The following is a 22,591-nucleotide window of genomic DNA, read 5'->3' on the forward strand; positions in this document are numbered from 1 at the left end:
TTCAATTTTAATCTTTTTTTGATTTATACTGATTAAAAAAATCTGCTTAATCTGCTTAAATCATTTTAAATCTGCGTGAAATACTATTTTTTCTCAATTAATCCTTTTAAAACGTCTGCAGAAATTGTTGTAATCGTTCCGTGTTTGTGTCCTCCGGGAAGACTTATTTTGGTTGAAACATCTTCAAAATGAACAAAATCTGTTGTGCTTAACGCCTTGTAATTTTTTGAACCGTAATTATCATAATACAGCAACCAGTTTTTACCGACTTTTACAACCGTTGGCCCCTCAGATAGATACTCTGTTAAAGGCTCTGAACTTTTTTCAAACGGCCCTAAAGGCGATTTTCCGAAAGCTACTTTTATGTTTCGCATAGGTCTTGTGTTGTCTTTTAAAACCAATACATAATCTTTCTTTCCTTTTTTAACAATCACACAATCAATTACGCTGAAACCTGGGTCGTAATATAATTTTGTATCCGAAAAAGTCTTGAAATCTTTCGTTGTTACATAATACATTCGGTGGTTGTTTTTCTCCTCTTCCACACCTTTTGGAAATCGGAATGGGATTGTCGATGCCCAGATAATAATATATTCTTTTTTCACATCATCGTAAAAAATCTCCGGTGCCCAAACGTTTACTACTTCCGGCTCATTTTTCATAACCGGAATATATTGCTGTTCTGACCAGTGAATCAAGTCTTTCGAACTTGCGTAACCAAAACCGTTTCCGCCTTTCCAATCGGTTGTCCAAACCATGTGATACGTTCCGTCTGCTCCTCTGGTAATAGACGGGTCACGCATGATTTTACTGGCTCCGATTTCGGGTTTTAAGAATGATCCTTCTAAGCCTTTCCAGTTGTAACCGTCTTCGCTGTAAGCCAAATACAAACCTTCTGTTGCGGGTTCTCTAAACGACGTAAAAAGATAGAGTTCTTTCTTTTTCTGCGAGTAAGATATCGCAAAAAGTGAAAAGGTTAGTATGATGAATATTTTTCTCATGTCTTGTTTTGTTTTCCTGCAAGGTTTTCAAAACCTTGTAGGTTATTTTATGTTCAATACAAAATCCTAATAATTACAAAAAAGCCAAATCTTTCTCTTTAGCCCCGATTGCAGTGGAAATCCTTTTGTGCCGGGGTTCGGCACAAAAGATTGGAACGAAAAGCGGGACTATGTTTCCAAAAATGCCTATTGTTTCTGCTTCTAATTATAATTATTAATACCTAACAGGTTTTTAAAACCTGTTAGGATAGGGCTAAACGATTATTCTGTAATTGCTTTTTTGTCTAAATCTTTTCCTTTTTTAATCGCTGTGGTTACGTTGTTAAACACATTATTTTTTAGGAAAATATTTCTTGTGTCTTTTCCATTGGCTTCGATAAAAATATCGGTTGGATTAAATGGAAAATTATTGTTAATCAATGCATTCGAAACATTATCTAATTTAATCACCGGAACTCCTTTGATCGCTGTTGAAGATCCAACGTTGTCTAAAATCACATTTTTTGAATCTGAGATTTTGAAAGAAGAGCCTACAGTTGCGTTCACTTTTACATCATGAAATTCAACATCTGTCGCTGTGCTTACGGTAAAACCTTCTTTTCCGTCCATACTGATGTTCGAGAAAGTGATGTTTTGAATCGGCATTTCGGTAATTCCTAAAATCTGTCCGGCTTTGTTTACGTTTGAAGCCGTAATGTTGCTCATGTGAATGTTTCTGAAAATCGGTGTTTTTTCCGTTACAGGTTCGACCGTAGTGCCTTTATCGTAGAAAAGACTCAAAACGATAGCTTCTTCTTTAATGTTTTTCATGACGATATTATCTACTCGAATATCTTCTACAACTCCGCCTCTTCCTCTTGCCGATTTGATACGGATTCCTCTGTCTGTTCCGTCAAAAACACAGTTTGAAATCGTGATTTTCTTGATTCCTCCCGACATTTCACTTCCGATAACTACTCCACCGTGACCGCTTAACATCGTACAGTTTGTGATAGTTACATTTTCTGTTGCTTTTCCGTATTTACGACCGTCGCCGTCTCTTCCTGATTTAATTGTGATACAATCGTCTCCAACGCTGATATGGCAGTTTGAAATATGAACATTGGTACAAGAGGATGGATTTATTCCGTCTGTATTTGGCGAATGCGGATTGAAAATCGAAATTCCGGTAACGGTTACATTATCACAAAATTCAGGATTGATTGTCCAAAAAGGTGAATTTTTGAAAGTTACGCCTTCGATTAAAATATTTTTGCAGTTGTAAGCCTGAAAAAAAGAAGGTCTGAAGAATTTCTTGTCTACCGTTCTTTTGTAATACGGTTCTGTGTAAAGTCCTTTGTTTTGCTCTTCCCACATGGTTTGGTATTTGGTCGGAGGAAGTGGTTCTTTTGCACTTTCGATTCGGTATACTTCGTTCCACCACGCTTTTCCTTGTCCGTCGATTACGCCTCTTCCTGTGATGGTAATATTTTCTACATCTTTTGCATAAAATAGCGGTTGGAAGCTTTTCATTACGATTCCTTCATAACGCATTTCTACATACGGCAGAAAATCATCGAAGTTTTCTGAAAACTTCAAAAGCGCTCCAGAATCTAAATGAATTGTGATGTTGCTTCTTAGTGTTAAAGCTCCTGTTAAGTATTCTCCAGCTGGGAAATAGATTGTTCCTCCTCCGTTTTTAGAGGCTTTTTCGATGATTTTCTGAATGACATCGGTGCATTTTTGGCCTTTGTTGTTTCCGCCTTCGTTTAAGATGTTATACCAGCCGTCGTTTGCGAATGCTGTGAGGCTGGTTATGAAACAGAGTATTAATAGTATATTTTTGATTTTCATAGTAGTGTTGTTTTTTCTCATTTTTGTCATTTCGACGAAGGAGAAATCTTCGCAAGAAACTCCGTAAATTGAATCTCCAATCTTTGTCGAGCTACTAACGAAGATTTCTCCTTCGTCGAAATGACAAGATCGTGGTTACTTTGTTTAGACCTGACAGGTTTTAAAAACCTGTCAGGTATCTGATGCTACTTTTACTTCGATCTCAAAATCAAAACCCAATCATTACCATCTTCTTTTTTGCCTTCTGGCTGAAAGTTTTGAGTTCCTCCTTTATTATCAAATATTCCGATTTTGGTTTTCTTTCCGTTTCTTGGATTGTACCAAGTTGCTTCGAATTTATCTCCTGCAATTTTTCCTAGTTTTACTTCTATTATTCTTCCATTGTAAGTGTATAATAAAGCGTATTTTTCTCCTTTTATTGCTGGAATATAATCGTATTTTTCTCCTTGATTAACGACTAATGAAACATCTGGAGTTCCTTCTAAAAATGGAAATTCTTCCATTAATTTCTTGATGTAAACCATCTGTTTCGCTCCGGGCGCATTGATTGCTGATGTCCATAATTCTTTATTTCCGTAAGCGGGTTTGTCGCCTTTTCTGAACATTTGCATTACGGCGTTGTGTCCGTAGGTGTAACCTGCTCCACCAGATAAAACCGACCAATATCCGTAACGGCGTACATCACTTGCGGTCCATTTGGGTTGTAAAGTATCGTGCAAACCGTGTGGAATTCCTTCGTAGGAAGGTTCTCCGTCAAGTGTTGGTTTTGTTGGTTTTAATTCGAAATCTCTTAGAACGAATTTGTAATTGTCTTCTTTGAAATTCGTTTTGATTGAATCCTGATCGTATCTCCTGTGTCCTGATTGGAACATGTTGAAATCTAACCATTTTGCATTATGAAAATTCTCTGAAGAATCGGTTCTTCCAAACGGGTGAAACGTCACTAATTGATTTGGATTACCGGTTTTTAAAGTGTTTCCGATGGCATTCCAGATATCCTGAAATTCATTTCCGTGTGTGTCTCCACCGTTCAACCAGATTATGTTGGTTCTGTTTTTATATCGATTAGCCAAAAACTGAGCGTATTCTGTTGCTTGTTCTTTGCTTACTTTATTTCCTTTTGAAACGTTTGTTCCCCAAACTGGGACCATGGCAACGTAAATTCCGTTTTTCTGAGCGACATCTAAAGTGTAATCTACTTGATCCCAGTAATCGTATTGTTTTGGGTCTTTGAAATCATTTCCTGCCGTAATCAACGGTTTTGAAACGTCTTCATTGATTAAAGCCGAAGCTCCATAAACGTTTACGGCATTGATGTTGTGTAAAACCATCACCTGAACAACGTTGAATCCTTTGTCTTTTCTGTCTTTAAAATATTTCTCTACTCCTGCTCTGTCCAGTTTTCCGAATGTCAGCCAGCCTGTGTCGCCCAGCCAGAAAAATGGTTTTTCGTTTTCGGTAACAAAATAATGCTGATTTTTAGATACTTTGATTTCAGGCAGTGATGCTTTTGTTTTGGCAGATTGCGAAAATCCGCTTTGTGCTGTAAACATAAAGCTTATACTAAGAGCGTATAAAGATTTTATTTTCAGATTCATTTTGGGTTGTTTTTTGGAATTATGTTTTTTTTGTTTGTCACGAATTGCACTAATTTCTCGATTTTTTTTGCTTTGTTTTAATTGTTTCACGCAGATTTAGCTGATTTTGGCTGATCTGTGCAGATTATTTTTTTTAAATCTGTTGAATCTGCTTTTATCTTTTTATCCCGATAGCTATCGGGAGCGTGAAAAATTTTTACTCTCGCAGATTTGGCAGATTCTGCAGATCTAATTTTAAATTAAATTCGTGCCAATTCGTGTAATTCGTGGCAAACCTTTTCTTCTTATTTTTTCACTACAAAAAGCACTTTTTCTTTTATTTCGGCTTGTGGGATTGTGACTTGTTTTCCTCCGCTGATGTTTGCTTTTTTGGTTATATTTCCTGTTGAAGCATTGATTGCAAATACTTCAAATGTTCCTTTTTCGTTTGATAAATCAATTGTAATATCTTGGTCGTTTTTCAGATAGAACAGATAGCTTTTACCTTTGTTTTCTAATTTCCAAAGATTGTCTGAGAACGTATTTCCGTCAACTAATTTCATTTCGCTTAAAGCGGAATAAAACTGAGGCAATTCAACTTTTGGAATATTTGGCAATGAAGCTCCCGCCATTAAAGCCGGCCATCCGAATCTTGGTGAACCGTCTGTTGAATATAAAATCACTTTTTCAGGATATTTTTCTCGGTATTCACGAACGGCACGATATACTTGATTGTCGGTTTCTTTTCCAGTTTTCATTTTTCTGGCGTGCTGTCTTGGTGCTAAATTTAGTCCGCCTTTTGGTGCGTATTCTGATCCGTCTTCTTTGTAATACCAATAACGAATGTCAATTACATCAACAGTTTTGTTTCTTTTGGCATCATTCAAAATGGCATCCTGAACATCTTTTGTCGCACTTAAACCGATTAAACCTTTTTTACCCGTTTCGTCTTTCCATTTTTGTGCCTGGTCTAACCAGAACTCCATAAAATGAAGCGGACCTGTATATTCGGCACTTGTCAGCTGAATTACGTTGCTGTTTTCCTGAAAGTTTTCAAATGATTTTCTGATGAAACCTTCGTGTAATTTTCTTCTTTGCGCATTGTTAATATCGTAAAACAGCTCCGCCATAAAAATACGTTTGTCTCCTGCATAAGGCGGTGGTTCTGGAAATCCTGTATTGCTGATATTGTTTGCGGAACGCCAAGGTGAACTTGACCAATGCGCTCCCGCCTCTATAATATTATGCTGAAAATATTGCTGATTGATGAGCAATTGTCCTTTGGTTTCTGCCAAATCTGCAAAAAGCGATAGACGATCCCAATACCAGTCATTGAATTTTGTCAAATCATATTTACTCAATTGATCCCAAGCCAAATCCTGACCGCTTCTTGCGAAAGGCTGTTCGTAAAACGGAGGCCAGACATCGGAATCAAATCGGCGAACACGTTCGTGATCGTCCATTCTGCGCTCGTACCATAAACCGTAATTATGTTCTAAAGCGACCATATTATTGGTACTTAAAAAATTGGTTACGTCTTCAATATTATCGGTAAAACCTGTTCCTGTTCTTCCCGGAACGAATCTTGTCACAGATGGTGATGATTTCGAAATATCGCTATCACGAAGGCTTCCGCGCCACCACGGAACGCTCAATCTGTTTCCTGCAATTACTTTTCCTTCGTATGTAAGCCATCCATTTTGGGTTATTACTTTAGCTACTGAACTATTATTTTTAGCCGAATTTATTTTTAAATCATTTGCATTTTTAAGACCTGCCGAATTAGTATTAATCGGATTGGCTTTTGCACTTTCTGCAATCCATTCTACTAAACTTTCTTTTGGCGACACGGAGTTTTTAGTTAATTCCTGTGCTACTTCAGCTGTTGGACTTGAGGAAGGTTCTGAACCTAAATCATAAATATGTGGATCTACAGGAAGTTTTCCTAGTCGGTTTTCTAATTGTGCGTAAAACAAACTTCTTGGCGAAATGTGATTGTTGACATCTTTCCAATGACCGTCGCCAGCCATGATTCCGCCCCAAACTCCAAAAGCCCAGTTTTGTGCTGTTGGTGGACTGTAACATTCTATTTTAGATCCTGAAGTTTCCCAGATTACGCTGTTGCCTGCTGTCCATCCTGCGCCTCTGCCGTTTTGTTCTCTGTTGTTGTAGCTTAAAGCGTGTCCATCTACATAAAAAATATCGAATAAAACTCCCGTCGCCCAACTGCCAATTGCTCCGTTATTATTGAAAGGCAAATACGATTCGCATTGCACAAACGCATTTGGACCCGTTGTTCCAAATCCGCCAACGGCAAAATCATGATAGCCATATTCAGAATAACAACGTTGAAAAAGCGTTTGCTGACCTTCTGTGTAAAAAGTATGGCGTCTAAAACCTCCAATTTCAGAAACGGGTTCGGTTGCAATACAATCTTCAACCGTAATTTGTTGTGCTGATTTTAATAAAGAAACTGCACCACCAGCAAAATGTTTGAAATTTACTTGTTTCACCCACGCATTTCTGGTGTTTTCGATGCTGATTCCCAACCATCTGTGTTCTTCGTCTTTTGGTTTAGACTGATTGTAATCTGATTTCAACAGCATATTTTCGATTCCGATATGCTCAACTCTTCCCGGCCAGGAATATACATTTACTTTTGCAGGTCCGTAAACATCATCTAAAGTCATAGTTAACGGAGCGTTTAATATTACTTCGCTTCCGCTGATATTGGTCACAACTCTGTTCCAGCTAATATCCCAATCGTTTTTTTTCCAGCCCACCCAGCCGGTTTCTGCTCCAAAATCATCCATTTTTAATTCCTTTATCCAATTATCGGCTAAAGGTTTTGTGATGATAATTTCATCTGATGATTTTAATTTGGATGCATTTTTTAATTGGATTTTCTGAGTTCCAAGTGGTGTATAAGTTGTATTGAATTCAAAAGTCTCTCCTAGTTTTTTGTCATCAATTCCTAAAACGCTTATTAAAGCTTCACGTTTTAATCCTGTTCCTAAAAGTACGGTTCCGTTTTCTGTATTTCCGCTTCCGCGTAAAATAACTCCTGATTTTCTGATGAATAAAGTTCCGCTGATTTTAAAAGTTCCTTTATCTAACAAAACTGCTCCACGAAAGCCTGATTTATCTGGTTTTAATGAGCTTACATAATCAATCGCATTTTGGATTTTTTGTGTTGCATCTTCTTCTTGTTTCGAAACAAAAATTTTGTTTTGAAGATTCGGAATTACTTTTTCTGACGCCATATATCCGGCAAAAGAGAAATCAGGTATTTGATTTCCTTTGCTGTCCTGAGTAAAAGAAAGTTTTCCTTCTTTGGTTTTTACGATGTCTGGGAAATTGGTTTGGGCTGATGTTTTACTTCCAATAAAAAACAGAGAAAAACACATTAAAAATAATGTGTCTTTGAAAAAAGTAGTATTTTTTAGATTAGTGAAATTCAATTTAATTCTATTTTAGAATTTTACATTTTTTTTATCCTAACAGGTTTCCAAAACCTGTTAGGTATTATCTCGATCCTATATTTCCGAAATTAAATGATACTTGTATTATTAAAATACCTAACAGGTTTTGGAAACCTGTTAGGATACGATAAAATTTATTGTAACAATGACTTCAATTTAGCTAAAGTATCTTTATTATTTTCAATTTTAGTCCAGTCCACTTTTTGATTTGGATCAATATTATTAAAATATTTCTCGATATTGGTATAACCGTCTCCGTTTGAATCTTTATTGGCATCGGAAGCATCATTCGGATTTAAACCGTATTTTTTCTCCCAAGCGTCCGGAATTCCATCGTTGTCTGAATCTTTGTATGCTTTTCCTTTGTAAGTTGGATAACCGCCAACTTGGTCCGGATGTGTTATAATTCCTTTTTTATATGAATCGGCAGGTAATCTTCTTTTGATGAAATCTTTTCCGATTGTATTTTCTAAACCGTCTTTTACTTCAATTTTTCCAGTGCGGACTTGTTTTAAAACTCTTTCATCAACTGCATCTCTTTTTGGAATTGTTGCTCCAACATTCGCAAGAACAAATTCGTATGCTTCTTCTGCTTTCATAATTTTAAATGCAGGCATTGAGAATGGTTTTGGTTGTTTGATAGCTTCCAAAAATGCTTTTGTAACTTCAGGAGTTTGATCTTCCAATTGTACTCCACCATTCCAGTTATCTGCTGTTACTTCAGGACTTCCAACAATGAAATTACCTGAAACATAAGCTCTTCCGTATTGTTTTGGCTGAATGTAACCTGATTCCGGTTTTACAATTCTATGCGCAATAGGCTGATCTGCCGGCGTAATTGGACCCGGTTTGAAATAATTATTAATGATATTCAACATCGAACGGTAATCACCACCGTCTAAGGTACGATTCCACCAATTGAAAACCACATTATTCACAAAATTAAAGTCGCCGTACATTCCGATAGAAGCATTTCTAGAAATGTTGTCTGCCCATAAATTACGCATAAAAGTACTATTTAATCCGCCAATTGTGCTTCCAAATGCGTGATTGTAAGTATCTAAACCTTCTGATGAAATAGTGTTTTGAATCGTGATATTACAAGCAGGTAATTTCTCTAATTTTGATTTTTCATTAGCTGCAAACTGATGTCTGTACAATGAAATATTTTCATCTAATCCCCAGCTTACAGAGCAGTGATCTACAATAATATTTCCCATTGGATTTCCGCCTAAAGCATCATCTCTTCTCGTAACTTCTGTCGCACCACGTCTGAAACGCATGTGTCTGATAATTACGTCGTGTGTATCAATTTCTAACGTTTCGCCTGCAATACAGATTCCGTCGCCAGGTGCAGTTTGTCCTGCAATGGTTACGTAAGGCGCACGCATGCTGATTCTTTTCTTTAATTGAATAATTCCCGAAACATTAAAAACGATTGTTCTTGCTCCAACAGCTTCACAGGCTTCACGGAAAGTTCCTTTTCCACTGTCTTCTAAACTTGTAACTACAAATATTTTTCCGCCACGACCACCTTGTGTATAAGCTCCACCGCCTTCAGCACCTGGAAATGCCGGAATATCGGCCAATACAAAATCTTTTGGATAGGAAGCCCACGGTAAATAAGGTTTTCCTTGTTTTGTTTCTTCTAAAATAGTGTTATAATTGGCAGTCCAGATTTCGTTTAATCTTTTTTCTTCATCTGCTAAAACAGCATCTGCTTTTGCTTGAACGTCTTTTGGAATTACAGGATATTGCGCATACGCCGATGATACAAGAGAACAAAATGACAGTGCCATAAATGTTCTTTTTAAAGTACGGTTGGGAGAAATATTTTGCATGAATTGTTGTGGTTGTAGTTAATAGTTGTAATAGAAATTTTAAGAGAAAACTTATTCTTTTGCAGTAGAATCTTTTACTTTGTTTTTCTCCCTTTGCTCCACACGTTCGTGCCAGTCTTTACTTTCTTTGTTTAGATCATAACCTTGTTTTGATAAATAATTGTTGATTCTTCCTTTGTATTTACCAAACCAGCCGTGTTTTTCTTTAGAAGAACCACCATCCATTGCATGTTCTCTCGCTTCTACTAAAGCATTATAAATGTATTCTTTTTGTTCTGCAGTTAAGTTTGGAAGCATGTCGTTGTAACCTGCAACCGTAATTGGAAGCACTCCGTACGTCATTCCGTCTTTAACTTCAGTAATTTTGTCTTCTGATAACTCTTTACCTAATTTTTTAAGATACGATTTATGCAATTTGGCAATTGATTCGTCTGCTTTAGATTTCAGCTTGTCAATTTTTTCGTTTTGTTTTTCTTTGGCTGAAGAAGTGTCTTCTTTTACCTTTTTGATTTCAGCGTCTCTGCCGTCTTGGATTTCTGTTAAATCTCTGAATTGCTGTGCAATAATATTTGAAACGGCTTTTTCTTTTGCTTCATTTTTCAAATCTAATTTTACAACGATTTTAGCTGCTCTTTCATTAGTAACTTTTACATATTCAGGATCTAAATGCTGTTGCGCACTTAAAGATGAAAATGCGAAAACCAGTGATAATAAGCCAACATTTATTTTATTTAGTGCCATGTTTTTTATTTTTAATTTGATTTTGAACACAGATAAAATTTTAATCTCGCAAAGGCGCTAAGGCGCAGAGTTTTTTTCTGCATTAACTTTAAAATTTGCGTCTTAGCGACTTTGCGAGCAATTCTTCAGCATCCAAGAAAACTTAATTTTCAATTGATACTTCTATGATTTCAAAAATTGTTCCTATTTTAAATCTAATAAAGGTCTAACTAAAGTTTCTTTGTTATTAACTAAATCTTTCCAGTTTACTTTTATTGCAGGATTTACACCGTTGATGTAATCTTCGATATTGCTGTAACCATCTCCGTTTAAGTCTCCCTGCGCATCTGATGGGTCATTAGGGTTTAAACCATATTTTTTCTCCCAAGCATCAGGCATACCGTCTTTGTCTGTATCAACATAAGGTTTTCCTTTGTATTCTGGATATCCTCCAACTTGAGAAATATCAGTGATAATTCCTTTTTTATAAGAATCCATTGGAAGTCTTCTGTGTTCGAACTGATAAAATTCTTTTTTCTCTAATCCTTTAGCATATTCTGGAACTCCAGTTTTTACTGTTCTTACGATTCTTTCATCTACTTTATCTCTAATTGGTAAAGTTGCTCCAACATTTTTCAATACAAATTCATACGATTCTTCAGCAGTCATGAATTTATTAAACCATGGCATTGGGAAAGGTTTGTCTGCTTTCATTTTAGCGAAATATTCTTTTGCTTCATCATAAGTCATTAACTCACCTTTTTTGTTTTCAAGCTGAATACCACCGTCCCAGTTATCTTTCGTTACTTTTTCGTTATTATTAACAACGTTTCCGTTCACAAAAGCTCTACCAAAAACCATGTAAGGCAATTTGCTTCTTCCAGATTCTGGCTTTAAGATTCTATAGCTGATTGGCTGTGTAAGATCTGTAACTGGTCCTGGTTTGTAAAAATTATTGATAATATTATAATTAGCAGTATAATCTCCACCATCAGTAGATCTGTTGTACCAGTTGAAAACCACATTATTAACGAAGTTGAAAATTCCGTTCCATCCAATAGAAGGATTTCTTCCTGCATTGTTTGCCCACATATTTCTCATAAAAGAGCAGTTTTCGCCACCTAAAGTACTTCCGAAAGCGTGGTTGTAAGTATCTAAAGCTTCTCCGAATAAACTGTTTTGAATTGTGATATTTACTGTTCCAACTTTAATATCTGGATATCCTGGTCCTGGGTTGTACATATGTCTGTAAATTGACATATTTTCGTCTAATCCCCAAGTTGCAGAAACGTGATCGATCATGATATTCCCAACTGGATTTCCTCCAATTGCATCATCACGGCGACCTACGAAAGTTTCTCCACGACGGAAACGTACGTGTCTGATAATTACGTCATGCGTATCAATCCAAGTTGATTCTCCAGCAATACAAATTCCGTCTCCTGGAGCAGTCTGACCTGCAATTGTAATATACGGTGCACGAATAATCAACGGACTTTTAAGTCTGATAATTCCAGCTACATTAAATACAATTATTCTCGCTCCTCCTTGTTCACAAGCTTCACGTAAAGTCCCAGGTCCGCGGTCTTCTAAACTTGTTACTGTGTAAACTTTTCCGCCACGACCTCCAAAAGTGTACATTCCTCCTCCTTCAGCTCCTGGAAAAGCAGGAATATCTGCCTGTGGTAAATCGGTTGGTCTTGCTGCCCACGGAATATAAGGTTTTCCATGTTTAGCCTCTTCTTCAATAACAACTAAAGCTTTTGTCCAAGCTTCATCAGAAAGTCTTTGAGCTTCTTCTTTAATTGCTTTTTCCTGAGCCTGAACTTCTGGACTTATTTTAGGATATTGAGCAAAACATTTTGCACTTCCTAAAAAAAGCAGCGATGATGCGATAAATAATGCGGAATTTTTCATGTTAATTTTTAATTGTGGTAATTCTTTTAAACAAATCACCTGTATCTTTTGACGAATACAGGTGAAAAGTTCTATATATTTATTGTTTTTAGTGAATGTAAAAGTTCACTATGATTTATTGTTGATAGTTATAATCTCCATCTCCTCCTGAAGCATCTTTCCATCCTATTGTTTGTTTCAACCAAGGGTTTTGTGCTAAAACTGTATTTTGTAATCCTTGGATATAATAGTTAGGATTAAATTTGATTTTAACTGCTACGTTATTTACCTGATCCATTGGAGTTGGCGGTGCAACAAGTATAAAGTTAGTTGTATAAAAAGTTGCCAATGTCGCCAATTGCGCTTGGAAATTAGCTGCATCTGGATCAGCTGATATACTAGCACGAGCAGAAGCCAAAGGATCCGCAGATGTAGCTGTATTTTTAAACTGAAGATAGTTACCAGTTCTCTGAGTACCATTAATAGGCTGTAAGCCTAATTTACTTACAGTACCGCCTGTAGTTCCAGGAAGTGTAACATTGTCATAAAGCATCCATCTTTGAATATCCCAGAAACGTTTTCCTTCATATGCTAATTCAACTCTACGCTCATATAAAACTGCTTCAATAGCTGCATATTTATCTGCTGGAGTTCCAATTCCATAATTATTACCTGATGGTATTCCAACACGGTTTCTGATTCTTCCTAAATAAGCTACGGCATTACTTGTTTGTCCAAGAGCAGCATAACATTCTGCAATATTTAATAATAATTCGGCATAACGATATTCTAATATGTCATTTGCTGAATATTGGAAACTACTTGCATTTGTTGCTGTCACATCAGTCATTTTTCTAACCAATGCTGGGCTGGTTTCATTATTAGAATCACTGTAATAAGGCTTGTTAGCATTATCTAACCATCTGTAAGCCCAAACAACAGGTTTAGCATTTTCTTTATAATCCCATCTTACGCCAGAAAAAGCAAATGTTCTATAGAATCTCGGATCACGTTTAAGGAAAAATAAGAACTGATCGTAACCATTAGCAGCTGTTGGTCTTTTACCGTCGTCTAAAGGAAATAAATCAATCATTTCTTTTGGAGCTTCCATTCCACTTACACCACCTTGGCTAAACATACGTATACCTCTTTCCCAAGAATTATTTACACCAAGATTGGTGTTATTAGCTGATAAAAGTTGTGTAGTAATTGCTTCAGAACAAAATGCATTGTTAGCAAGAGCAAACATATTTTGCCAGTCTTTAGCAGAATTTCCATATAAACCATATCCAGCTGATGATAATTCTGTTTCAGCTGCTAAACCTGCTTGCAATGCTGCAGTCCAACGTTCGTTAGAACTGTCCCAGCTTTTATTAAATAATGGGCTTGCGTAAGTTAAAAGCACTCTTGATTTTACAGCTAAAGCAGCACCTTTTGTTACACGACCATACTCACCTGGCCAGTTACTTGGCAATAAACTTGCTGCCATATCTAAATCTTTAACAATCTGCTCCACCACCTCAGTTACTGTTCCTCTTGGTACTTTAATTGTTGGGTCTACAGCACTTGGAGTTTGAACTTCTGTTACAATTGGCACTCCACCATACACACGCATTAAATCAAAATACTGAACAGCGCGCAGGTAATATAATTGTCCTTTAGCCTGATCACGGAATGTTTTAGGTAAACTAGCTCCTTTAACATCTACTTCAGCAATAAAAGAATTACAATCTCTAATTCTGTTATATGGATGATTATTAATTTTGTCTTCCAATTTAGTACCAAAATATCCAGAAGCATCAGCAGCATTAACATACGTAATGTTTGGATTGATAAGAGGTTGAATTCCTCCTATCTCTTCTGTCATTCTAGAATATACATCTGTAAATGAACCTACCAAACTTTGTCCAGGAGATTTAAAAGCAGAATAATAGTCAAAATACACGTTGTTTACATACCAGGTAGCACGTTCCTGACTTTCATAAAATGAATCGTCAACACTTCCAAAATTTTGCTTTTCTTCCAAAAAGTTATCACTGCAAGAAGTACTTAGCACAGCGAAAAGTGCTAAAGTTATATATTTATTAATTTGTCTTTTCATCTTTAATTGAATTAGAATGTAATGTTAAAAGTAACAGCCCATGTTCTAAGTGTTGGATAATTCTCAGAAGAACTATCGTACATATTACGATAATGATCAGGATATGGATTGTATAAATCCCAAAGGTTATTTCCTGTAACTCCAATTGACCATTTTGCAATTTTAATTTTGTCTAAAAGCTCTTTAGGCATATCAAAACCTAATGTCAAGTTTCTAACTGTACAACGGAAAGTATCAAGCATCCAGAAATCTGATGGTGCAGTAATATAATCCTGACCTGTACTATTTAAGTTAGGGTATCTACCATTTACATTATCGTCTGCATACATATCATTCCAGAAAGTCTCACGAGCCCACATATTGTGCGTTGATCCTGTTCCTTGTTTTACCACATCTATAGCACGGTAACCGCCCCAAGAAGTTCCAATTTGTGTTTTAATGAAAAATGATTTATATCTAGCTCCTAAGTTAGTAGTAAAACCATATGTTCTGTTTCTATTAACTAATTTAATATAATCCTCATTTTTTTGAATTTGTCCATTTGGTCCTGCCTGAGTTCCGTCTGTACTATTAAATTGTCCTGCTGTATCTTCATAAGCCAACATTCCTTTTCTCATATCTGCAACATTCGAAATTCCCATATAATTAGGCTGAACACCAGCTGCAGTTGCACGTTCTGTTAAGTAAGACCAGTAGTTTGCTACGTCTTGATCTGTACGAAGAATACCATCTCCTGTTGAAGTATCTTTCCAAGTTCTGAATCCCCACTGAGGAAAAAACATAGACTGACCTTCTTGAACTAAATTGTTTGATGGGTGTAATAATGCAGGCTCTGGGTATTTTTTAACTTTATTATCAGATAATCCGAAGTTGACCCCTACGTTATAGCTAAAATTCTTAGTAGCTTTATCTTTCCAGTTTAAACTGACCTCCGTTCCCCAAGAATCAACCGCTGCATAATTTTCTTCCGCATAACCACCTCCAACAGAGATTGGCACACCAACAGTACCAGCCATTCCAGTAAGCATATCTTTTGATTTATCATAGTAAAAATCAGTAGTAAGAGATAATCTGTTTTTTAAGAACGCTAAATCAATACCTAAGTTATTTTTAATTGTAGTATCCCATCCAACATTTCTGTTTGGTTCAACTCTTGGTGTTACAGAACCTCCAAGAACTCCTCCATTGCTTCCAAACTGAAATCCTTTATCAGCAACTACATCATAAAGCTTCATCCATCTCCAAGCATTGATATTGTCATTACCGGTTTTACCAATAGAGTAACGAATTTTAAAGAAATCTACAGCTGGTACATTAAACCATTTTTCTTTAGAAACAATCCAAGCTGCTTGAACTGAAGGGAAGAATCCCCAGTAGTTTTCTGGCGCAAATTTAGTAGAAGCATCACTTCTAAAAAGGAATTCCAGCATGTATTTAGATTTATAACTGTAGTTTATACGTCCTAAATAAGATAAAGTCCCTTGCTCTCCTTTTAAAGCTTGTGAATTTGTACTTAAGGTACCTGCAGTCTGATACGATCCTCCATAATCTTTTCCTGTATTTTCATAAGCCAATCGAGTTGTGTTATACTCTGTCTCAGAACGCTCTACAGAAAACATTGCTCCAATTTCATGGTTATCAAATGTTCTGTTATAGTCTGCAAAGAAGTTAGCCTGAACAGCTTTAGAAAGAGAAGTGTTGTAATAAACTCTTGAGCTACGAACATTCGTTTCTAGAGAATAGTAGTTATGAACTCCATCATTTACTGTTGTTGGTAAAGCAGCACTTGCTAAGTGGTTATCCAATTTTTCGTAACCCATTATTCTTGCTAAATCATAAGGAAGCTGGATTTGTTCTGAACTACTTGAACTTTGATTTCTTGAATAAGTTCCTTTAAGAGATAATCCTTTAATAAAAGGAACCTTCCAGTTTAGCGACATGTTAACATTATAAGTAAAATCACTTGAAACTTGTTTTGAACCATTATTAATAGCTGCAAAATAATTCCATCCTGCAATTGTATTATTAGCATTTGCTGATCCTAATGTACTTGTTGTACGTGCAAAAGGAGACATATAATATTCCTGACCATTTACAATAGTCTGCCAAGGAATGTATTTTGGCATGTGTAACAAAAGTCCGTAATCTGCCTGCTCACCACCTGCTGCTGAACCATAACTACTGTCATTAATCCCAGATGATGCTTTAGTAAATGACTTTTCAATATCACCAGAATTACCAGAAACAGAAGCTGAGAAGTCTAAAGAAGTTGTAATTTTCGCTGTAATACCAGTACGGAAATTCCATTTATTATAATCTTGTCTTCCTAAATTCGCTCCTTGTGTAAAGTAGTTAATACCAGCAAAGTATGTTGCTTTCTCAGTACCTCCACTAACATTTAAAGTATGTTTTTGCTGTATAGCTGGTTTCCAAGCTTCTTTCAGCCAGTCATAATCCAAACCTTTCATTTCTTCTAATTCACGATCCGAAAAAAGATTTGATCCATTAGTACCTATATTATTGTTTCCTCTAAAATATCTGTTAGAAAACACTCCATACTCATAAGCACTCATTGTCTTACTATGACTTACAGCATCGTTTACTGCAAATTGACTAAAGTATGAAAAAGTTGGTACACCGCTTTTTCCTCTTTTAGTTTTAATTACAATTGCTCCCTGAGATGCACGTGAACCGTAGATTGCTGCAGATGCATCTTTCAAAACAGTCATACTTTCAATCTCTGACGGATCTAATCTATTAAATGCTTCCAATGAAGGTCTACCATTAACAGGATCAACCTGAATCATATCATCAATTACAATTAATGGAGTTTTAGAACTACCATCTTTTGAAAATCCATATGTCTGACGAATTTCGATTGCAGCTGCATCTCCAGGACGTCCTCCTCCATCAATAACTGACAAACCAGGCACCTGACCTCTTAAGGCTTCAGATAAATTAGAAACTGGAAGTTCCTGAATATCTGATGCATTTATTGTAGCAATTGCTCCAGTAAGCTTTTCTTTTTTCTGACTTCCATATCCTACTACTACTATATTTTGCAGCTCATTAGAATCTTCTGTTAATTTAACATTTACTGTTGTTCTTGTTCCAATTGGCACTTCTTGTTTTCTCATTCCGATGAAAGAAAAAACTAAAGTTGCATTAGGCTTAACTTTAATTTGAAATTGACCATTAAAATCTGTGGTAACAGTATTCTTTGTAGATTTTTCAGTTACGTTAACGCCTGGCAGCAGACCTGATGTGTTATCTGTCACAGTACCAGTTACCGTTACTTGAGTAGAGTTCTGAGCGTAGCCCAGTACAGTCATCATCGCAAACAAAAGAAAACTACATCTCTTTAAAAGTGCTTGTTTCATAAATGTCTTTTTTGGTTAGTTTATTAATGTTAGTTAGTCATGTTTTTAAATGTGCTACATAATAGATAAAGATTAAATAAATCTTAAAGTTATCTTATTAAATGTTTAATTCACATTTATTTTAGTATTCCAAAAATATAACGATGATATATTACAACCGTCCTGCTCTATCCTGTTTTAATCATCTATTTTCAAAAAAAAAGACTCAAAAAAAACAATATTAATAAAAAATGAATGAAAAAAATATATGTAATCGAATATTTAAGGTAAATGTTTGCGTAAAAGAAAATATACAAAGCCGTTTGAATTAAAATATCGCAAGATTTTCAGCAAAAGCTGACTTCTGCTAATTATTCTTTAAAACCCTCTTTTATAAAAGCTGATACAGAGGAGCTTATAAGTACGAAAACGTTATCAAAAATGAAGTAATAATTGTTACAAACACACTTATTTCCTGTTAAAAAAACCTACAAAAACACCAACAGGATGATCCAAAAATAATTTAATTTTTTTTTAAGAAAAAGTACATTTTTAAAAGTATTTTCTGATCAACAAAAATTAAATGGTTGTTAAGTCCCTAAAATAGAGAGCTAATAAAAAAACCGTTAAAACGAATTTTAACGGTTTTCTTTTATTTTAACTTCTCTTTCAATTTCAAATTATAATTTTTTCATAGCGTCAAAGACCAATCTTGCAACTTGAACGCCACCTTCAGTCTGAAAATGGGTATTGTCCTTTTGTCCTTCAGGAAAAGCAGGATACTTACCTGCCTCAAAATTCATAAAATAATTAGTTGTAACATAATCTTGACCTTTTGATGAAAAGAAATTCATCGAAAGGTCATTCAGATCAATATATTTTACATTCAATTCTTTAGCAACATCAATAGCAGCTTGCGGATAATCGCCATGAACATTATTTAATTTTCCATCTTTCCAAGGATAGTTTCTTGCAACAGGAGTCAGAACAATTGGAGTTGCACCTTTTTCTTTGGTCTGATTAATGAAAAGTCGAAGAAACTCTTTATAACCTTCAATATTTACAAAACGTTCTGTTTTTTCAACCGAAGCATCGTTATGCCCAAACTGCATCATGACCACATCTCCTTTTTGAAGAGATTTATAAACCGAAGACCATCGTCCTTCCTGAAAAAAGGTTCTCGTACTTCTGCCGCCTTTTGCACGATCGTCAACTTTGACTTCTTTTACTGAACCTAAAATATTCTTAACCAATTTTAAACTGTCTTTTTGAAAGAATGGCTGAAAAACCTGTCCCCAACCTACTTGAGGAAATTTCTTAGTTTGATAATTTTCTTCCAATGAATAATCAGCAACGGTAGAATCTCCGATTAAATAAATAGTCGTTATTTTCGACTTAAAACTAAAAGAGCCCAGTAGTATAACTGAGCACAATCCAATCATGAAAATTTTAATGTTTTTCATAAGCCTATTTATTTGGATTCCATCCGTTTAAAACTAAATCCCTAGTATATTTTTAATATCCTCTTTCGTTAATTGATGCGACCACGAAACGCGTTGAGAAATATCTTTTGCACTTGAACCTTTACTTCCAAATTCGGCATAATAAGCCGTTTTATCTTTATCAGGAAATCGGGTATCAATCCATGCATTCCAGCCTTCGGGAATAATATGCGAACCAATATCGGCATTAATAAAAACCGTTTGCGCATAAGGTCGCCAAGGTCTTCCCAAAAAAACTTTATCTACCGATTTATCTTTCGCAGTAAGTCTACAATCTACAAAAACAAAACCATATGACTGACCTTGTGGCGTTGAAGCGGCTGTAATATATGAGTTCGTCAAACTTTCGATAGTACATTTATAAAAATAAGCCGTTGCAGCGCCAAAAATAAAATCAGTCGTTCCGTTAATAAAACAGTTCTCAAAATAGACCCGAGTTTTTTCTTCCGATAAATAAAGTGTATCCTGATTTGCTAAAAGATTACAGTTCTTGACAATAACCCGATCACTTTTAATATGAAGAGCCACCGCCTGCCCTACTCTTCCTGCTGTATTTTCAACAGTAAGGTTTTCAAGTGTACAATCATTTCCTTTCATCATGAAAGAATAGGAAGTTCCTGTTCCAAAAGCCTTTTTACCTGACGGATCTGGTTCACGAAGCGGTTTCCCAGAATAATCATCAAATGAAATTATCGTTTTGTTTCTATCTGTTCCTTTTAAAGTTATAAATGGCTTGGAAACTGGAATTTCTAACTTCTCAATATATTTTCCAGGTTTTATCGTGATTACAACTCGTTTTTCTGAGTTGTCTTTTACATTATTTATAGCTTCCTGAATGGTTTTGAAATCTCCAGAACCATCCTGAGCAACTGTTAATGCTAATTTGTTATCGAGCGTTTGGGCTGATATAGAAAATGTTATTAAAAATAAAGCCAGAATATATTTCATAGTTAAATAATTTAATTTTTACACAACGCATTTCGGTAGAGACGCACTGCAGTGCGTCTAACGTAACGTAACCACAATGTTTGATATACATGGCGTAGACGCACTGCTGTGCGCCTCTACGAAAATATAGGAATCTATATATAATTTTAATGCGACATCCAAACTGTCATTTCTCCTACACCTTTATTTCCCCACGCAAAATACGGAACCAATTTTACAGTCAAAGATTTTCCATCTTTTGTCGAAATTGGTTTGTAAAGCGTTTTGTTCCAAGAATTATCAGCTGCAATTTTTGAAGCCGCTTCAATCGTAACTATTTTTCTGTTTTTCAATTCCGTAAAATCAGTTTTAAAATCTGAATTCAAATTTAAAATCACATCATTCACACTCGTATTCGCAGGCAATTGGTCTGATTCTAAACAATACACCAACGGGCCTCTTTTTACAGCCACCTGATTTTTAACTTCTTCCACTAACGGGTTCGCCTCCATCAATTCAACCGGCATCGGAAGATTTAATTCAATTACATCGCCTTTTTTCAATTTTTGATTTAATTTCAAATAAGTTCCCGAAACGATTTGATCTGAAACTTTCGAATTATTAACCGACACTTCCGCATTCTGACTCCAGCCTGGAATTCTCAAAAAGAAAGCCTGTAGATCTTTTGGCGCTTTTATAATTTTCAAAGTTATTTTTCCATCCCAAGGGTAATTGGTCTGCTGTTCAATTTCCAATGCTTCTCCGCTTAAGGTTTTTGTGTTCAAATTATTACTTCCGTATAAATTCACATACAAACCTTCTTTTGAAAGATTGTAAGCATAATTTCCAACTTCGGCAACGGTTCTCGTTACATTTGGCGCACAGCAGTTTGATAAAGCAATATAACCTTCACGCACATTTCCCCAACGTTGATGAAACGGCAAATCATTCGAAACATTCAGCGGATTATTGTACAAGAATTTATCTCCTTCTAAATTCATACCTGAAAGTACACTATTGTAAAGCGCTAGTTCCACAATATCAGCATATTTGGCATCTCCCGTAATTTGAAGCATTCTCCAATTCCACAACACATTTCCAATATTGGCGCAAGTTTCGGTATGAGCCGTTGCATTTGGCAATTGGAAAGGTCTTCCGTAAGCCTGATGAATTTTTTGCACTACAGTTGGATCATAAGAAGTTCCGTCTGGCGAAACTCCGTCGTATAAAGAACCACAACCTCCTGTAATGTACATTTTGCGATACGTTACGTCATCCCAAATTGATTCTAAATTGTCTAGTAATTTCTTTTCTCCCGTTTCGGCATATAAATCGGCAACTCCAGCATAAAGGTAATTCGCTCTTACAGCGTGACCCATCGCAGAAGTCTGCTGTCTAAACGGTACTCTGTCCTGATTGTCGTCAGTTCCGTCGCTTGTCGTTCCTTTAATGTCAATTAAATTATTCGCTAATTCTAAATATTTCGGATCTTTTACGGTTCTGTACATTTCGACAATTCCCATATAATGTGACGGACAGATTGCATTTCGAGCCAGTTCTGGCGAAGCTTTTTTGTAGAAATCGTATAAGAAATCAGCAACACCTTTGGCAATATTCAGGAAATTGGTTTTTCCTGTAGCACGATAATGAATACAGGCTGCAGTCATTAAATGCCCCATATTGTATTTTTCAAAACCGAGTTGTTTTTTCACTTCTTCTGGGCCTAAAGTTCCCCAGCGTTCGTCAATTAAAACCGGCGTGTGAATATAACCATCTTTGCGCTGTACTTTAGCGAAAAGCGTAATGGCTTTATCCATTTCGGCATCCAATTTTTTATCTTTTGTAACGGCATACGTAGCAGCCATTCCTTCAAAAATCTTGTAGAAATCACCATCATGAAACGAAGGTCCTTTGAAAGTTCCTTTGCTTAATCCCGCTGCAATTTCGAAGTTTTTGTAGGCATGCGAAGTTTCACTATGATACAAATCCCACATATACGGCAGCGTATTTTTGGTTTCTACATCAAATTGTTCTTTCCAGAATCCGTTTGTCCATTTTACATCTTGTAGACCGACGCTTTGCAGTTTCGAATATGGACTTTGTGAATTCGCCACCAAACCTTTGTTCTGCGCAAAGATTATTGTAGAAAGAAATAAAGACGATATGATGATGTTCTTTTTCATTTTGAATATTTTTTTGTTAGCCACGAATTTCACGAATTGCACTAATTTTTATCTTTTTTCAGCCACAGATTAAAAGGATTAAATTGATTTTTTTATAAATAATCTGTGCTAATCCTTTATCCCGATAGCTATCGGGAGTGGCAAAAAATTAATTCGTGGAAATTTGTGT

General features: G+C 35.8%; 12 protein-coding genes. All 12 read right to left on the reverse strand.

What is annotated here, in order from left to right:
* Nucleotides 1-83: 83 nt before the first annotated feature.
* Nucleotides 84-1,001 (reverse strand): glycoside hydrolase family 43 protein, encoded by a 918-nt coding sequence (locus ACFSC2_RS17535; protein ID WP_379815636.1) that lies wholly within the window; start codon nt 999-1,001, stop codon nt 84-86.
* Nucleotides 1,002-1,262: 261 nt separating this feature from the next.
* Nucleotides 1,263-2,855 (reverse strand): glycoside hydrolase family 28 protein, encoded by a 1,593-nt coding sequence (locus ACFSC2_RS17540; protein ID WP_379815637.1) that lies wholly within the window; start codon nt 2,853-2,855, stop codon nt 1,263-1,265.
* Nucleotides 2,856-3,025: 170 nt separating this feature from the next.
* On the reverse strand, nt 3,026-4,432 hold the full coding sequence (locus ACFSC2_RS17545) for a glycoside hydrolase family 140 protein (RefSeq protein ID WP_379815638.1): 1,407 nt from the start codon (nt 4,430-4,432) through the stop codon (nt 3,026-3,028).
* 284 nt (nt 4,433-4,716) lie between these two features.
* On the reverse strand, nt 4,717-7,872 hold the full coding sequence (locus ACFSC2_RS17550; RefSeq protein ID WP_379815639.1) for a DUF6298 domain-containing protein: 3,156 nt from the start codon (nt 7,870-7,872) through the stop codon (nt 4,717-4,719).
* Nucleotides 7,873-8,027: 155 nt separating this feature from the next.
* Nucleotides 8,028-9,734, reverse strand: coding sequence for a polysaccharide lyase (locus ACFSC2_RS17555; protein ID WP_379815640.1), 1,707 nt, complete (start codon nt 9,732-9,734; stop codon nt 8,028-8,030).
* A 51-nt stretch (nt 9,735-9,785) separates the two neighbouring features.
* On the reverse strand, nt 9,786-10,475 hold the full coding sequence (locus tag ACFSC2_RS17560) for a DUF3826 domain-containing protein (RefSeq protein ID WP_379815641.1): 690 nt from the start codon (nt 10,473-10,475) through the stop codon (nt 9,786-9,788).
* Between the two features lie 183 nt (nt 10,476-10,658).
* On the reverse strand, nt 10,659-12,371 hold the full coding sequence (locus tag ACFSC2_RS17565) for a polysaccharide lyase (RefSeq protein WP_379815642.1): 1,713 nt from the start codon (nt 12,369-12,371) through the stop codon (nt 10,659-10,661).
* 115 nt (nt 12,372-12,486) lie between these two features.
* Complete coding sequence (locus tag ACFSC2_RS17570; protein WP_379815643.1) at nt 12,487-14,451, reverse strand: RagB/SusD family nutrient uptake outer membrane protein; 1,965 nt, start codon at nt 14,449-14,451, stop codon at nt 12,487-12,489.
* Between the two features lie 11 nt (nt 14,452-14,462).
* A complete protein-coding gene (locus ACFSC2_RS17575) occupies nt 14,463-17,831 on the reverse strand; it encodes a SusC/RagA family TonB-linked outer membrane protein (RefSeq protein WP_379815644.1) in 3,369 nt (1,122 codons plus the stop codon).
* Between the two features lie 659 nt (nt 17,832-18,490).
* Entirely contained in the window at nt 18,491-19,273 is a 783-nt protein-coding gene (locus ACFSC2_RS17580) for a rhamnogalacturonan acetylesterase (protein ID WP_379815645.1), read from the reverse strand.
* Nucleotides 19,274-19,306: 33 nt separating this feature from the next.
* Nucleotides 19,307-20,260, reverse strand: a complete 954-nt coding sequence (locus ACFSC2_RS17585; protein WP_379815646.1) for a pectinesterase family protein — start codon at nt 20,258-20,260, stop codon at nt 19,307-19,309.
* A gap of 146 nt (nt 20,261-20,406) precedes the next feature.
* Nucleotides 20,407-22,422: an aceric acid hydrolase gene (locus ACFSC2_RS17590; RefSeq protein WP_379815647.1), complete on the reverse strand. Its 2,016-nt coding sequence runs from the start codon at nt 22,420-22,422 to the stop codon at nt 20,407-20,409.
* Nucleotides 22,423-22,591: the final 169 nt, after the last annotated feature.

Origin of the sequence: Flavobacterium artemisiae, assembly GCF_042678225.1 — a bacterium.
Taxonomy (GTDB): Bacteria; Bacteroidota; Bacteroidia; order Flavobacteriales; family Flavobacteriaceae; genus Flavobacterium; species Flavobacterium artemisiae.

Excerpts from the sequence above, each read along its gene's own strand:
- ACFSC2_RS17535 (WP_379815636.1), bottom strand. The coding sequence starts at position 1,001 with ATGAGAAAAATATTCATCATACTAACCTTTTCACTTTTTGCGATATCT.
- ACFSC2_RS17540 (WP_379815637.1), bottom strand. The coding sequence starts at position 2,855 with ATGAGAAAAAACAACACTACTATGAAAATCAAAAATATACTATTAATA.
- ACFSC2_RS17545 (WP_379815638.1), bottom strand. The coding sequence starts at position 4,432 with ATGAATCTGAAAATAAAATCTTTATACGCTCTTAGTATAAGCTTTATG.
- ACFSC2_RS17555 (WP_379815640.1), bottom strand. The coding sequence starts at position 9,734 with ATGCAAAATATTTCTCCCAACCGTACTTTAAAAAGAACATTTATGGCA.
- ACFSC2_RS17560 (WP_379815641.1), bottom strand. The coding sequence starts at position 10,475 with ATGGCACTAAATAAAATAAATGTTGGCTTATTATCACTGGTTTTCGCA.
- ACFSC2_RS17565 (WP_379815642.1), bottom strand. The coding sequence starts at position 12,371 with ATGAAAAATTCCGCATTATTTATCGCATCATCGCTGCTTTTTTTAGGA.
- ACFSC2_RS17570 (WP_379815643.1), bottom strand. The coding sequence starts at position 14,451 with ATGAAAAGACAAATTAATAAATATATAACTTTAGCACTTTTCGCTGTG.
- ACFSC2_RS17575 (WP_379815644.1), bottom strand. The coding sequence starts at position 17,831 with ATGAAACAAGCACTTTTAAAGAGATGTAGTTTTCTTTTGTTTGCGATG.
- ACFSC2_RS17580 (WP_379815645.1), bottom strand. The coding sequence starts at position 19,273 with ATGAAAAACATTAAAATTTTCATGATTGGATTGTGCTCAGTTATACTA.
- ACFSC2_RS17585 (WP_379815646.1), bottom strand. The coding sequence starts at position 20,260 with ATGAAATATATTCTGGCTTTATTTTTAATAACATTTTCTATATCAGCC.
- ACFSC2_RS17590 (WP_379815647.1), bottom strand. The coding sequence starts at position 22,422 with ATGAAAAAGAACATCATCATATCGTCTTTATTTCTTTCTACAATAATC.